The organism is Bradyrhizobium sp. CCGUVB23, assembly GCF_024199885.1.
Lineage (GTDB): Bacteria > Pseudomonadota > Alphaproteobacteria > Rhizobiales > Xanthobacteraceae > Bradyrhizobium.
In genome coordinates, this window is the sequence record NZ_JANADQ010000001.1 from 2972068 (window position 1) to 2986593 (window position 14526).

Consider the following 14526-nt stretch of genomic DNA (forward strand, 5'->3'; position numbering starts at 1 on the left):
AGACGGGACCGGGCGATCCAGTACTCCGAGACGGCTGTGATTGAATCGATAGGCCGCGGCGTACTGGATGCCCCGCCTTCGCGGGGCATGACAGAGAGTGGATTTACTCCGCCGTCCAGCCGCCGTCGATCGAGAGGTTGGTGCCGGTGATCTGCGCGGCATCGTCGCTGCACAGGAACAGCGCCAGCGCCGCCACCTGCTCGGAGGTGACGAACTCTTTCGTCGGCTGCGCGTCGAGCAGAACGTCATGGATGACCTGCTCGCGCGTCAGATTGCGCGCTTTCATCGTGTCCGGAATCTGCTTCTCGACCAGCGGCGTCCAGACATAGCCGGGGCTGATGCAGTTGCAGGTGATCTTGTGGGTCGCAACTTCGAGCGCCACGGTCTTGGTGAGGCCGGCGATGCCGTGCTTGGCCGAGACGTAGGCCGACTTGAAGGGCGAGGCGACCAGCGAATGCGCCGACGCCGTGTTGATGATACGGCCCCAGCCCTTCTTCTTCATGCCGGGCACCGCGGCGCGGATGGCATGGAAAGCCGAAGACAGGTTGATCGAGATGATCTGGTCCCACTTCTCGAGCGGGAATTCCTCGATCGGCGAGACGAACTGGATGCCGGCATTGTTGACGAGGACGTCGACCGAGCCGAAGGTCTTGTCGCCGAGCGCGATCATCTCGGCGATCTCGGCAGGCTTGGTCATGTCGGCGGGCGAATAGATCGCCTTCACCTTGAAATCGGACTCGATCTTGGCACGCTCCTTCTCGATATCCTCGGGCGAGCCGAAACCATTGATGACGACGTTGGCGCCGGCGCCAGCAAAGGCACGCGCATAAGCGAGCCCGATGCCGCTGGTCGATCCGGTCACGACAGCGTTCTTGCCTGACAAGCTACCCATATCATTCACTCCTGGTTGAGGCCGGGGGCACGGGTACGTCCCCTGTGAGATCGTAAGTCACCATGGTCTCGCCGGATTGCGGCTTTTCGAGCCAATCCTTGTGGCGCATCGACAGATGCACGTCGCGCACACCGGCTTCCCAATGCTCGACCATGGCGACATGCGAGAAGTCGTAGTCCTTGGACGAGGACTCGTAGTTCTTGCTGCGGTAGATCAGGTGCACGACGGTCACGGTACTTTCACGCGCCGCCTTGGCGAGGAATTCGACGGAGGGATCGTTCTTCAGATAATCCGGCAATTTGCTGATCAGGTCGCGCACCGCCCTGCGGGCATTGTGCAGCTGCTTGTTCTTGTCGGTGTTCATCCGCGTGCGGCTGGAATAGCGGATGTCCTTCTCGCGCTCGGCGGCGTCCAGCAGCGAGGTCGGCAATTCGCCCCGCGCGCTGAACAGGTCGACCTGGAAGATCAACATGTCGCGATCGATTTGGGCATCGAGCACGTAGTCGAGCGGCGTGTTGGATGCGATGCCGCCGTCCCAGTAATGCTCGCCTTCGATGATGACGGAGGGAAAGCCTGGCGGCAGCGCGCCGGACGCCATGATGTGCTCAGGGCCGATCTTCTTGCCGAGCTTCTTGAACTCGTAATTGTCGAAGTAGCGGAAGTTGCCGGAGGTGACGCCGACCGCGCCGACCGACAGGCGCGTCTTCAGATCGTTGATGCGGTCGAAATCGACCAGCCGCTCCAGCGTCTTCTTCAGCGGTCCGGTGTCGTAATAGCTTTCCGCCTCGGGATGGCCCGGCGGCCAGAGCGGCGCGGGCGGAACGCGCGGGACGAAGAATCCGGGCACGCCGAAGGTCGCGATCAGCGCCGCACTCGTGGAGTTGAACAGCTCGCGGCTGTGATCGCTCTTGCCGATCGGCTTCCACGGCACCGGCGCCGACACCATCTCCCAGAATTCCTTCAGCCGCTTGACGCGGGTCTGGCCCTCATTGCCGGCAATGATGGCGGCGTTGACCGCGCCGATCGAGATGCCGGCAACCCATTCCGGCTCGAAGCCGAAATGGCACAGTGACTGATAGGCGCCCGCTTGATAGGAGCCCAGCGCACCACCGCCCTGGAGCACCAGGACGCGCTGCGCATTGGCGGGGATTCTGTTCGATGCCGGGCCTTGATGATCGGTCATGAGGGGATCAATGGAATGAGGGCGGCCCACCGTGACCCCAGTTCACGGCGGCGTCAATGTTTTGGGGATCAAGACTGGCTTATCGGGGCTCGGTAGATGCCAGAATCATCGTCCAGAACACCTTGTATTTGGTGTTCGGAGCATAGCTCGCCGCTATGCCCAATTTTGTGACACCGCTCTTGAGCATGTTGGCCCGGTGCGGGGGCGAGTCGCGCCAGCCGGAAAATGCTTCCGCCAGCGTATGATAGCCGGCCGAGATGTTCTCGACCGCGACGGTCGCCGGATAGCCGCCGGCGGCGAGCCGCTTGGCGAGCGGCGCGCGGACGTCGTGGTCCATCTTGTTGGCGGCCGCCATCGCCTGGGACTGGGATTCGGCCAGTTTCATCAGGTCGGGATCGATGATGAGGGTACCGAGGCTGTTGTTCTGGCGGTACTGCGAGATCATCACGGCGGCTGCCTGCGCATCGAGCCGCGCGCCTGGTACGGCCATGTCGGCATACATCGACGGCTGTTCGACCGGCGCTTCGTTGCCCGCGCAGCCGGCGAGAAGCAAAGCGATGAGAATTGCGGCCGCAGCGCGCATGAATCAGGGCCCCCAAAAAGACGGGCCGTTGTTGCATACCAACCGTGGCTGAAAGGTGAATTTTGCAGAGAATTATACCGACGTCATTCCGGGCTGTGCGACGCGCAGACCCGGAATCTCGAGATTGTGGCACGAGATTCCGGGTTCGCGCTCACGCCCAGGAATGACGGGCTTCCTAACCCGCAAAGATCCGGTAGCGGCGGGGTACAAGGCCGATCCTGTCGCCTTGTCGCAGTTCCTTGTCGCGGGGGGCGTCGATCTCGATGGTCTCGCCACCGAACAGGGAAACCTCGGCCCGCTGAACGGGACCAAAATTTCGCACATGCTGCACGGCGCCGTCGAAGGCGCCCGATCCGGGCGGCCCGACCAGCATGTCGTGTCGCCGCACGAACAGCCTTGACGCGCCAGACGCCGTCGCTCCGGCTGTCAGGTTGAGCTGGCGCTCGCCGAGCCGTACCGCGCCGCCCGTCACCTCGACCGGCAGCACGATGGACTCGCCGATGAAACCATGGACGAAGGCGGTGGCCGGATTGTCGTAGACATCATCGGGCGAGCCGATCTGCTCAATCCTGCCCTTGTCCATCACAACGACGCGGTTGGCGACTTCGAGCGCCTCCTCCTGGTCGTGCGTGACGAAGATCGAGGTGACGTTGATCTCATGGTGCAGCGAGCGCAGCCATTTGCGCAGCTCCTTGCGCACCTTCGCATCCAGCGCACCGAAGGGCTCGTCGAGCAACAGGATGCGCGGCTCGATCGCGAGCGCACGCGCCAGCGCAATACGCTGGCGCTGGCCGCCCGAAAGCTGGCTCGGATAACGGTCGGCGAGCCAGTCGAGCTGCACGAGATCGAGCAGCTCTTTTACGCGCGCGCGGATGGCGGCCTCATCCTTCCGAACCGCACGCGGCTGCACGCGCAGGCCGAAGGCGACGTTCTCGAACACCGTCATGTGGCGGAACAGCGCGTAGTGCTGGAACACGAAACCGACATGACGCTCGCGCGCACCCCGCGCCAGCGCGTCCTCGCCATTGAAGGAGACTTCGCCGGAGTCGGGCCAGTCGAGGCCGGCGATGATCCGAAGCAGCGTCGTCTTGCCGGAACCGGACGGCCCGAGCAGCGCGAGCAACTCGCCATTGTCGACCTTGAGGTCGACGCCGTCGAGCGCGGCAAAGCTCCCGAATTTCTTGACGAGATTCCTGACTTCAATGGTCACGGGCGTCGTGTCCTTCGTCCAGCTGACGTTCGAGAATGGTTTTGGCGATCAGGGTGATCAGCGCCAGCATCGCGAGCAGCGAGGCGATCGCGAACGCGGCAACGAACTGGTATTCGTTGTAGAGAATCTCGACCAAGAGCGGCATGGTGTTGGTCTCACCGCGGATATGGCCGGAGACGACGGAGACCGCGCCGAACTCGCCCATCGCGCGCGCATTGCAGAGCAGCACGCCATAGAGCACGCCCCATTTGATGTTCGGCAGGGTGACGCGGAAAAACGTTTGCAGGCCCGAGGCGCCGAGCGAGATCGCAGCCTCCTCCTCCTGCGTGCCCTGCTCCTGCATCAAGGGGATCAGCGCGCGCGCAACGAACGGGAAAGTCACGAAGGTGGTCGCAAGCGCAATGCCGGGCACCGCGAACAGGATCTGGATGTTGTGGTCACGCAGCCAGCCGCCGAAATAGCCCTGCGCGCCGAACAGGAGCACGAAGACGAGACCCGAGATCACGGGACTGACCGAGAACGGCAGGTCGATCAGCGTGATCAGGAAGGTCTTGCCCCTGAACTCGAACTTGGCGATCGCCCAGGCCGCGACCAGACCGAACACGAGATTGAGGCCGACCGAAATCGCCGCCACCAGCAGCGTCAGTCGGATCGCGGCCAGCGCCTCCGGCTCCGACAGCGCGGCAAGATAGGCCATGATGCCCTTGGAGAAAGCCTGCGCGAACACGACGACCAGCGGCAGCACGACGAAGACGGTGAGAAAGAGGACCGCGACGGAAATGATCGCGATGCGCACCGCCTTCGGCTCGGTACGAAGGTTTTCGCGCGCGGCGACCGCATGCAGGCGCGCCTTCGCGTCGGGCGTGGAGAGCGAAACTGAATCTGCAATCTGCATCGTCATCGTATCAGCCCTCAATGCACCGGAATCCGGTCCTGCGCCCAGCGCTGTAACCGGTTGACGGCGAAGATGATGACGAAGGACACGATGAGCATGACGACCGCAATTGCGGTCGCATCGGCATAGCGGAACTCGGAGAGCCGGATCACGATGAGGAGCGGCGCGATCTCCGAGACGTTCGGCAGATTGCCGGCGATGAAGATCACCGAGCCGTACTCACCGACGGCGCGCGCGAAGGCGAGCGCCAGGCCCGTCAGCAGCGCCGGCCCGAGCGAGGGCAGGATCACGCGGATGATGGTCTGCCAGCGGCTTGCCCCCAGACTGCCGGCGGCCTCCTCGATCTCGGGATCGAGGTCCTGCAGCACCGGCTGCACGGTGCGCACCACGAAGGGGATGCCGATGAAGATCATCGCAATGAAGATGCCGAGCGGCGTGAACGCCACCTTGATGCCCAGCGCTGCGAGCGGCGCACCCAGCCAGCCCATCTCCGCAAACAGCGAGGTCAGCGCAACGCCGGCGACCGCGGTCGGCAGTGCAAAGGGCACGTCGACGATGGCATCGAACAGCCGCCGGCCGGGGAAGCGATAGCGCACCAGCGCCCAGACGATGATGCTGCCCATCACGAGATTGACGCAGGCCGCAGCGAAGGCGAGCCCGAAGGAGACGCGCAACGCGTTCAGGGTCCGGCGGCTGGAGAGAATGGCCCAGAACTGCTCGGGGCTGAGCTCGAGCGTGCGCAGGAAGAGGCCTGCGAGCGGAATCAGGATGATGATCGACAGCCAGGACAGCGTCAGTCCCATCGTGAGACCGAAGCCCGGCAATGTCCGTCGTCGTGTTGCGATTGCGCTCACCAGGCCCCCTGCTAAAGCCTCCTAAAGCGCGATGAGATTGGAATGAATCATCATCGCGCTTTAGGTTGTTGTTTGAGCATGATCTTTCCGGAAAACCGCTTCACACTTTTCCGGATCATGCTCTGCGACAGCGCCCGATCAGTTCTTGTAGATCTGATCGAAGACGCCGCCATCGGCGAAATGTTCCTTCTGCGCCTTGGTCCACCCGCCGAAAACGTCGTCGATCGTGAACAGCTCGACTTTTGCGAAAGAATTCTCGTATTTCTTCGCGACTTCGGAATCGCGCGGACGATAGAAATTGCGAGCGGCGATTTCCTGACCTTCCTTGGTATACCAATATTGCAGATAGGCATCGGCCACGCTGCGCGTGCCCTTCTTGTCGGCAACCTTGTCGACAATCGTGACAGGCGGCTCGGCGAGGATCGAGAGCGGCGGTGCCACGATCTCGAACTTCTCAGGGCCGAATTCCTTCAGGGCCAGGTACGCCTCGTTCTCCCAGGCGAGCAGCACGTCGCCAACGCCGCGCTCCACGAAAGTCACAGTCGAGCCGCGGGCGCCGGTGTCGAGCACCGGCACCTGCTGGTAAAGCTTGCCAATGAACTCCTTGGTCTTGTCGACGGAGCCGAACTTCTTCTGCGCATAGCCCCAGGCGGCAAGATAGTTCCAGCGCGCGCCGCCCGAAGTCTTCGGGTTCGGTGTGATCACGGCAACGCCTGGCTTGATCAAGTCGTCCCAGTCCTTGATGCCCTTGGGATTGCCCTTGCGCACCAGGAACACGATGGTCGAGGTATAGGGCGAGGAATTCTGCGGCAGGCGCTTCTGCCAGTCGGCAGCGGTGAGCCCCTTGGCCGCGATCGCGTCGATGTCGTAGGCGAGCGCGAGCGTCACCACGTCGGCCTGCAGTCCGTCGATCACCGCGCGCGCCTGCGATCCGCTGCCGCCATGCGACTGCTTGATCTCGACGCTCTTGCCGGTCTCCTTCTGATAGGCGGTCGCAAACGCCTTGTTGAATTCGACATAGAGCTCACGCGTCGGATCATACGACACGTTCAAGAGGTTGATGTCAGCAGCGAAAGCCAAGCTTGCCCAGAGGAGGCCTGCCGCGAGCGGAACGATACGGCGGATCATATCCATCTCCATTTACCTCGACGACATCGGCGTCATCGATGGCATGCGGGCATAACTCGGGTCGAAATGCTCTTAAGTCAACGGAACCGGATTTTCTTGTTTGCGGCGACGTAGCGCGGCTGTGCTACGAAATCTTCATCGTGTGGATGCCGCATTCTGTCTTGGCGCGACCGCGCCAACGACCCGCCCGCTCGTCCTCGCCTTCGGCGGCGCGGCTGGTGCAAGGCATACACCCAACCGACAGGAAACCTGAGGCCTGAAGCGGGTGCTGCGGCAATTTGGCACGCGCGAAGATCGCCTTGATGTCGTCACGCGAGACATTGGCGAACGGATTGAACTTCAACCGCGCGCCGTCATCCTCGACGACCGCAATCTCGGCACGCTCGCCGCCCTGAAAACGCTTGCGGCCGTTGATCCATGCGGCGAACGGTTTTAGTGCCCGCGCCAGCGGCTCGACTTTGCGGATCCGGCAGCAGGCGTCGGGATTGGAGAACCAGAGATCGCGGTCGGGATCTTCGCGCGTCAACGTTTCCTCGAGAGGCGTGATCGAGCGCACATCCTTCAGGCCGAGCGCTGCGATCAATGTATCGCGATAGGCGAGCGTCTCCTCGAACAGCCAGCCGGTATCGAGGAAGACCACCGGGATCGCCGGATCGACGTCGGCCACCACCTTGAGCAGTGCCGCCGACTCAGTGCCGAACGACGACACGACCGCCAATTGTTCGCGGCCGACGACCTTCAATGCCGCAGCAACGACCTCCCCCGGCGAGGCATCGCGCAACGCGCGATCCAGTTCGTCGGTGGACGGCAGCGCCGGCGCGGATGGCAATGATTCCTGAGGCGCGATCGCGCTCATGTGCCGACACCTTCCGAATGGCGCAGTTGCATGCGCCGATGCAGCGCCGTGATGCGGCCATCGCCGGTCGGCTGGTAAAACACCGAATAGCGCTTCACGGTCTGCGTAAAGGCTTCCGCATCGGCCTGCTTCTTCACCTCGAAGCTATCGAAGCCGGCACGCAGCATGAACACGAACTGGTCACGCAGCACTTGGCCCGTTGCGCGCAGCTCGCCGCGATAGTCGTGGCGTTCGCGCAGCAGCCGCGACTGGCTGTAGGCGCGACCGTCACGGAAGGTCGGGAAGACCAGCGCGACCGCGGCAAGCTTGCCGAGATACGGCACCAGCTCGTCGATGTCGCGGTTGTTCGGCCAGATCACGCCGACCTTGCCGCGACGCGCGAGCAAGGCGGCCGCATCCTTCAGGAAGCGATCGCCAGGTACCAGGATATCGCCGGCGGCGGGCAGCGGCGCATCGACGTCGAGCTTGACGAAACTATCCTCGACGATCTTTCCGCCCTTAACGAGTGGCATAAACCCGCTCCTTGAATGGTTCGACGCCGAGGCGCTTCACGGTATCGATAAAGAGTTCTTCCGGCCGCTCACGCAGCGCCAGATAGGCCTCGACGACATCCTCGATGACGTCGGCGACCTCGTCGAACTTCACGCCGGGCCCGATCAGGGTCCCGAGCGCCGCACTCTCGTCGGCGCGGCCGCCGATGGTGATCTGGTAGACCTCCTCGCCGTTCTTCTCGACGCCGAGAATACCGATATGACCGACATGGTGATGGCCGCAGGCATTGATGCAGCCGGAGATGTTGATGTGCAGCCGGCCGATCAGGTTGGCGAGCTCGTGATTGGCAAAGCGGCGCGTCAGTTCCTGCGCGATCGGGATCGAGCGCGCGTTCGCCAGCGAGCAATAATCCAGGCCCGGGCAGGCGATGATGTCGGTGATCAGGTTGACGTTCGGCGTGGCCAGCCCGAGCTTGTCGAGCGCCTTCCACAGGGCCGGCAGATCGCGCTTGGCGACATGCGGCAGCGCCAGGTTCTGCTCATGGCCGACGCGGATCTCGCCGAACGAGTATTTCTCGGCAAGGTCGGCGAGCGCGTCCATCTGCTCGGCCGTGGCATCGCCCGGAGGTCCGCCGGTCGGCTTCAGCGAGATCGTGACGATCGAGTAGCCCTGGACCTTGTGCGGAGCCACCGAGTTCTTCCGCCACGCCTCGAACTCCGGATCGGCCGCGGCCTGGCGGAGCTCGTCCGGCATATGCGGCAGCTTCTCGTAAGCCGGATAGGTGAAGCGCGAGCGGATGTCCTCGATCACGCTGTCGTCGATCTGGAGCGAGGAGTTGCGGATGTGCTGCCACTCGTCCTCGACCTCGCGCGAAAACTTCTCGATGCCGAGCTCGTGCACAAGAATCTTGATACGTGCCTTGTAGATGTTGTCGCGGCGGCCGTACTGGTTGTAGACGCGCAAGATCGCCTCGACATAGCTCAGGATGTCGCGGCCATGAACGAAATGCTTGATGGTCTTGGCGATGAACGGCGTGCGGCCGAGCCCGCCGCCGACCAGCACCTCGAATCCGGTCTCGCCCTTCTCGTTCTTGACGAGGCGCAGGCCGATGTCGTGGATCTTGATCGCGGCGCGGTCGTGATCGGACGCGGTGATCGCGATCTTGAATTTGCGCGGCAGGAACGAGAACTCCGGATGCAGCGTGGTGTGCTGGCGGAGCAGCTCCGACCAGATCCGCGGATCCTCGATCTCGCCCGGCGCGACGCCGGCCCACTGGTCCGAGGTGACGTTGCGCATGTTGTTGCCGGAGGTCTGCATCGCATGGATGCCGACTTCGGCGAGATCGGCGAGCGCATCCGGCAATTCGGCGAGCTTGATCCAGTTGAACTGGATGTTCTGCCGCGTGGTGAAGTGGCCATAGCCGCGGTCGTAGCGACGCGCGATGTGCGCGAGGCGGCGCAATTGTTCCGACGACAGCGTCCCGTAGGGGATCGCGACGCGGAACATGTAGGCGTGCAGTTGCAGATAGACGCCGTTCTGCAGGCGCAGGATCTTGAACTCGTCCTCGGTGAGCTCGCCTGAGAGGCGGCGCTTCACCTGGTCGCGAAACTCCGAGACCCGCTCGTTGACCAGCGTGCGGTCGATTTCATCGTAAGCGTACATCGAGAGTGCCTTAAACCTGGGCCTGCGATCCGATGGTCACACCGGTGCGGCGGATCTGCTCACGCAGGTTTCCGGGGAGGATCTTGCCTTCCTCGTCGACCTGTACAGGCGCGATATAGGCGCCGACTGCGCCGACGTCATCGGCTACCGACTCTGCTAGCAACGCCTTGGCCTCATCCGAGTTGCGCACGATCGCGGCATCCGACAGGTCCACGGACCAGCCCTTGGCGGCGGTACGATAGACCACGATGCCATCCCAGGTGCGGTTGGCGGTCACCACCGAGGGGCCGGCGATCTTGATTTTCTTTTGTTCAAGCGGAGAGGTCATTGGGCAGCTTCCAATAGCTCAGAGATGATTTGCCTGGGGGATTGATGGCGAAAGGCGCCGGCATGCCGGACCACATCGCCGATGATGAGAATGGCGGGACCGCCGTCGAGGCGTTTGACGAGCTCGGGCAACTCGGCAAGCGTGCCGATCGCGCCTTGCGCATCGGGGCGCGTGACACGGGCGAACACGCCGACCGGCGTCTCCGGCGAGCGGCCGGCGGCCAGAAGACCCTCGCGCACCGTGGGTGCTGCGGTCATGCCCATATAGACGACGACCGTCATCCTGGTGTCGGTCAGCGTCGACCAGTCCACGGTCTCGGCATCGCGCGCCTTGTGCGCGGTGACGAAGGTGATGCGAAGCGCTTCGTGACGATAGGTGAGCGGCACCTCGAAATCCGCAGCGGCGCCGAGACCAGCGGTAATGCCGGGCACGATGGAATAGGCGACGCCCGCTGCGCGCAGCGCTTCGACTTCCTCGCCGCCGCGGCCGAATACGAAGGAATCGCCACCCTTCAGGCGCACCACACGCTGGCCGGACTGCGCGGCCTCGATCATCAATTTGTTGATGGCGTCCTGGCCGATGCCGGGCTTGCCGACGCGGCGGCCGACCGGAATGCGCGCCGTGTCGCGACGGATACGATCGAGGATTTCAGGTGACACCAGCTCGTCATAGAAAACGACGTCGGCATCCTGGAGCGCGCGCAGCGCCTTGATGGTGAGGAGATCGGGATCGCCGGGGCCGGCGCCGACCAGCGCGACGTTCCCCGCCGGCTTGTCCGCCAGCGCGAATGCGGAGGGATCGGCGATGGCCTTGAGCGCGGCTTCTGCTTCGGCCTTTCGGCCTGCAAGCACCAGCGCGCCAATTGGACCATCGATCACGCGCTCCCAGAAGCGGCGGCGCAGCGGAAACTCGGCAATCGCGGCATGAATGGATTTGCGGAAGCCGCCGATGAATTCGGCGAGATCGCCAATTCTGGCGGGCAGCAGCGCTTCGATCTTCTCGCGCACGCGCCGCGCCACGACCGGCGAGGCGCCACCCGTGCCGACGGCCACCACGACGTCGCCGCGGTCGACGATCGCGGGGAAGATGAAGCTCGAATGTTCGAGATCGTCCATGACGTTGACGGGCAGCCCGAGCGACCGCGCGCGCGCCGACATCGCCACGCCAATGTCACCCGCGCCTGCGCATACTATGGCGATGACGCCGGTCAGATCAGCGGTCAGCGGATCGCCGGCAAGAAAGGTTACGCGTTGCGCATCATCAGCGCCGACGCCGCTGAGGTCGTGATTGCCGTCCGTCGCATGCACGCGGATACGCGCGCCGGCGGCCGCGAGCACGCGCAATTTGGCGCGCAGCAGCTCGCCGGCGCCGATGAGGACCACCGGACCGGTCTTGATGTCGAGGAACACCGGCAAGAAGCGCATACGGTACTCGCTTCCCCAATTACGGGGTTGACTGGAATTATTTTCTATATATGTCTCATTTCGAGCGCGCAAAGAGAAAATTTTTTCTTCTCTCCCGCGCCGCAACTATAGAATTTTCGCCTCCAAACGCAAAGTGGCAGAGATGCATCTTCTCAAGGACGATTCCGCAGCTGTCGGAGTGAGCAGCCCGGCCCTCATCGGGCGCGTCGGCGCGCAAGAATTTTCTGCAGATCTTCCGCCCAGCATGGACCATCTCGACCAGTTGGAAGCGCAGAGCATCTATATCTTCCGCGAGGCCTTCGCCCGGTTGAAGAAGATCGCTCTGCTGTGGTCGCTGGGCAAAGACTCCAACGTCATGATCTGGCTTGCGCGGAAGGCCTTCTTTGGCCGCATGCCGTTCCCCGCCCTGCATGTCGACACCGGCAAGAAGTTTCCGGAGATGTATCGCTTCCGCGATCATTACGGAAAGGAATGGGATCTCGACCTGCGCGTCGAGCCCTGCCCGCCCATCGATGCCGTCGATCCGACGCTGCCGCCTGCCGCACGCTCGGCCGCGCGCAAGACCGAAGGCCTCAAGATGGCACTCGCCAAATTTGGCTTCGACGGTCTGATCGCCGGCATCCGCCGCGACGAGGAGGCGACGCGCGCCAAGGAGCGCGTGTTCTCGCCGCGCGGCCTGGAGGGCAATTGGGACGTACGCGACCAGCCGCCGGAGTTCTGGGACCATTTCAACGCCTCGCCGCCGCAGGGCGCCCATTTGCGCATCCACCCGATCCTGCATTGGACCGAGGCCGACATCTGGGCCTACACCAAGCGCGAGAACATCCCGATCATTCCGCTGTATCTTGCCAAGGACGGCAAGCGCTATCGCTCGCTGGGTGATCAGGACATCACCAATCCGGTGAATTCGACTGCGTCGAACATCGACGAGATCCTGATCGAGCTCGAACAGACCAAGGTGCCGGAGCGCGCGGGCCGTGCGCTCGACCACGAGACCGAGGACGCCTTCGAGCGTCTGCGCGTCGCCGGCTATCTCTGATCCCTGAGGACGCAACGCGGCTATGAACATGATCGTCACTTCTGCTACGCCGGCAACTCCGAACGGCACCACGCGTCCGCAGGTCCGCATCGTCATCGTCGGCCATGTCGACCACGGCAAGTCGACGCTGGTCGGCCGCCTCCTGCATGAGACCGGCAGCCTGCCCGAGGGCAAGCTCGAGATGCTCAAGGCCGTGAGTGTGCGGCGCGGCATGCCCTTCGAATGGTCGTTCCTGCTCGACGCCCTCCAGACCGAGCGCGACCAGGGCATCACCATCGACACGACGCAGATCCGCTTCCGCACCAATTCGCGCGACATCGTGCTGATCGACGCGCCCGGCCACGCGGAATTCCTGCGCAACATGATCACCGGCGCCTCGCAGGCCGACGGCGCGGTGCTGATCATCGATGCGCTCGAAGGCGTGCGCGACCAGACCCGCCGGCACGGCTATCTCCTGCATCTGCTCGGCGTGAAGCAGGTCGCGATCGTCGTCAACAAGATGGACCGCGTCGATTTCAGCGCCGATCGCTTCAAGGAGATCAGCGACGAGATTTCAGCGCATCTGAAGGGCCTCGGCGTGACGCCGACGGCAGTGATCCCGATATCGGCTCGCGACGGCGACGGTGTCGCGGAGCGAACCGACCGCATCGGCTGGTACAAGGGCCCGACCGTCGTCGAGGCGCTCGATCATCTCGAGCCGGCGCGGCCGCTGGAGACGCTGGCGCTGCGCCTGCCCGTGCAGGCGATCTACAAGTTCGACGATCGCCGCATCGTGGCGGGCCGCATCGAATCCGGCAGCCTGAAAGCCGGAGACGAGATCGTGATCATGCCGGCCGGCAAGATCGCCAAGATCAAGACCGTCGAGAGCTGGCCGGTGACGCCGGTCGCCACCCGCCAGGGCGCGGGCCGCTCGGTCGGCATCACGCTCGACCGCGAGCTGTTCGTCGAGCGCGGCGACATCATCGCGCATGCCGGCGCCGCGCCGCGTGAGACGCGGCGTCTGCGCGCGCGCATCTTCTGGCTGCACGACAAGCCGCTCGCCAAGGGCGATCAGCTCCTGGTGCGCTGCGGGCCGAAGGAAAGCCGCGCCACGGTCGTTGCGATCGAGAAGGCGGTCGACCCCGGCGAGCTCGAGAGCAGCGAGAACAAGGCGATCGGCCGCAACCATGTCGGCGAGATCGATATTTCGCTTTCGAATCCGATTGCCACCGATCCCTATACCGAGAACCCGCGCACCGGGCGGCTGGTGATCGAAGTCTCAGGGCGCATCGCCGGCGGCGGCCTCGTGCTGTCGGTCGATGCCGGCCAGCGCGCCGTGCCGGTCGACATCGTGCCGGTGGAATCCGCACTCCGTCCCGACGAGCGCTCCGCGCGCTATCAGCACAACGGCGCCGTGGTCTGGCTCACCGGCCTTCCCGCCTCCGGCAAGTCGACGCTGGCAAAGGCACTGGAGCGGCGTCTGTTCACGAATGGCGGCTCGCCGATCCTGCTCGACGGCGACACGCTGCGCGCTGGCCTGAACAGCGATCTCGGCTTCTCCGCCGCCGATCGCAGCGAGAACATCCGGCGGCTTGCGGAAGTCGCGACGCATCTTGCTCGCAACGGTCACATCGCGATCGTCGCCGCCGTCTCGCCCGCGCGCGAGGACCGCGCCACCGCGCGCCGCATCGCCGACACGACGTTCCGCGAGATCTACGTCGCGACGCCCGCCGAAGTCTGCGAGAGCCGTGATCCCAAGGGCCACTACGCCAAAGCCCGCTCCGGCGCGCTTCAGTCGTTCACCGGCATCGGCAACGACTACCAGCCGCCGCAAGGCGCCGAGCTGAGCATCGACACCTCGACGCGTACGGTCGCGGATGCGACGGACGCGATCGAGCAGATGCTGAAGGCAAGCGGCGTGCTGTTCGACGAGGTCGTCGACCTCGCCGCGAATATTTGAGCCTGTCCTATTTCTCCAAGTCGTCGCCCGGCTTGCCGCCT

At 63.9% G+C, this 14526-nt stretch carries 14 protein-coding genes; 2 read left to right on the forward strand and 12 right to left on the reverse strand.

Annotation, left to right across the window (positions count from 1 at the left end; all coding sequences use genetic code 11):
- Positions 1–103 precede the first annotated feature (103 nt).
- From NLN62_RS13560 to cysG, 12 genes are all read right to left on the reverse strand, one after another.
- Positions 104–892, reverse strand: a complete 789-nt coding sequence (locus tag NLN62_RS13560; RefSeq protein WP_254109114.1) for a 3-hydroxybutyrate dehydrogenase — start codon at positions 890–892, stop codon at positions 104–106.
- 1 nt (position 893) lies between these two features.
- Positions 894–2075, reverse strand: a complete 1182-nt coding sequence (locus NLN62_RS13565) for a patatin-like phospholipase family protein (RefSeq protein WP_254109115.1) — start codon at positions 2073–2075, stop codon at positions 894–896.
- A 79-nt stretch (positions 2076–2154) separates the two neighbouring features.
- The gene (locus NLN62_RS13570) at positions 2155–2658 is read right to left on the reverse strand and encodes a CAP domain-containing protein (protein WP_027521796.1); all 504 of its coding nucleotides are present in this window, start codon (positions 2656–2658) and stop codon (positions 2155–2157) included.
- Positions 2659–2833: 175 nt separating this feature from the next.
- On the reverse strand, positions 2834–3868 hold the full coding sequence (locus NLN62_RS13575) for a sulfate/molybdate ABC transporter ATP-binding protein (RefSeq protein WP_027521795.1): 1035 nt from the start codon (positions 3866–3868) through the stop codon (positions 2834–2836).
- The gene (gene cysW / locus NLN62_RS13580) at positions 3858–4769 is read right to left on the reverse strand and encodes a sulfate ABC transporter permease subunit CysW (RefSeq protein ID WP_254109116.1); all 912 of its coding nucleotides are present in this window, start codon (positions 4767–4769) and stop codon (positions 3858–3860) included. The genes NLN62_RS13575 and cysW overlap by 11 nt, the downstream gene beginning before the upstream one ends.
- 11 nt (positions 4770–4780) lie before the next feature.
- Complete coding sequence (gene cysT / locus NLN62_RS13585; RefSeq protein ID WP_256575918.1) at positions 4781–5617, reverse strand: sulfate ABC transporter permease subunit CysT; 837 nt, start codon at positions 5615–5617, stop codon at positions 4781–4783.
- A gap of 138 nt (positions 5618–5755) precedes the next feature.
- On the reverse strand, positions 5756–6757 hold the full coding sequence (locus tag NLN62_RS13590; protein WP_371932986.1) for a sulfate ABC transporter substrate-binding protein: 1002 nt from the start codon (positions 6755–6757) through the stop codon (positions 5756–5758).
- A gap of 112 nt (positions 6758–6869) precedes the next feature.
- On the reverse strand, positions 6870–7601 hold the full coding sequence (locus tag NLN62_RS13595) for a phosphoadenylyl-sulfate reductase (protein WP_027521791.1): 732 nt from the start codon (positions 7599–7601) through the stop codon (positions 6870–6872).
- Positions 7598–8113 carry a DUF934 domain-containing protein gene (locus NLN62_RS13600; RefSeq protein WP_254109118.1) on the reverse strand — a complete coding sequence of 172 codons (516 nt, stop codon included), beginning with the start codon at positions 8111–8113 and terminating at the stop codon, positions 7598–7600. Before NLN62_RS13600 ends, NLN62_RS13595 begins: the two co-directional genes overlap by 4 nt.
- A complete protein-coding gene (locus tag NLN62_RS13605) occupies positions 8100–9755 on the reverse strand; it encodes a nitrite/sulfite reductase (protein ID WP_027521789.1) in 1656 nt (551 codons plus the stop codon). The genes NLN62_RS13600 and NLN62_RS13605 overlap by 14 nt, the downstream gene beginning before the upstream one ends.
- A 10-nt stretch (positions 9756–9765) precedes the next feature.
- Positions 9766–10083: a DUF2849 domain-containing protein gene (locus NLN62_RS13610; protein WP_027521788.1), complete on the reverse strand. Its 318-nt coding sequence runs from the start codon at positions 10081–10083 to the stop codon at positions 9766–9768.
- Positions 10080–11507, reverse strand: coding sequence for a siroheme synthase CysG (cysG, locus tag NLN62_RS13615; protein WP_254109119.1), 1428 nt, complete (start codon positions 11505–11507; stop codon positions 10080–10082). Before cysG ends, NLN62_RS13610 begins: the two co-directional genes overlap by 4 nt.
- Before the next feature lie 244 nt (positions 11508–11751).
- On the opposite strand from cysG, the gene cysD reads away from it, so the two are divergent.
- The gene (gene cysD / locus NLN62_RS13620; RefSeq protein ID WP_027521786.1) at positions 11752–12546 is read left to right on the forward strand and encodes a sulfate adenylyltransferase subunit CysD; all 795 of its coding nucleotides are present in this window, start codon (positions 11752–11754) and stop codon (positions 12544–12546) included.
- Between the two features lie 22 nt (positions 12547–12568).
- On the forward strand, positions 12569–14485 hold the full coding sequence (gene cysC, locus NLN62_RS13625; protein WP_254109120.1) for an adenylyl-sulfate kinase: 1917 nt from the start codon (positions 12569–12571) through the stop codon (positions 14483–14485).
- Positions 14486–14526: the final 41 nt, after the last annotated feature.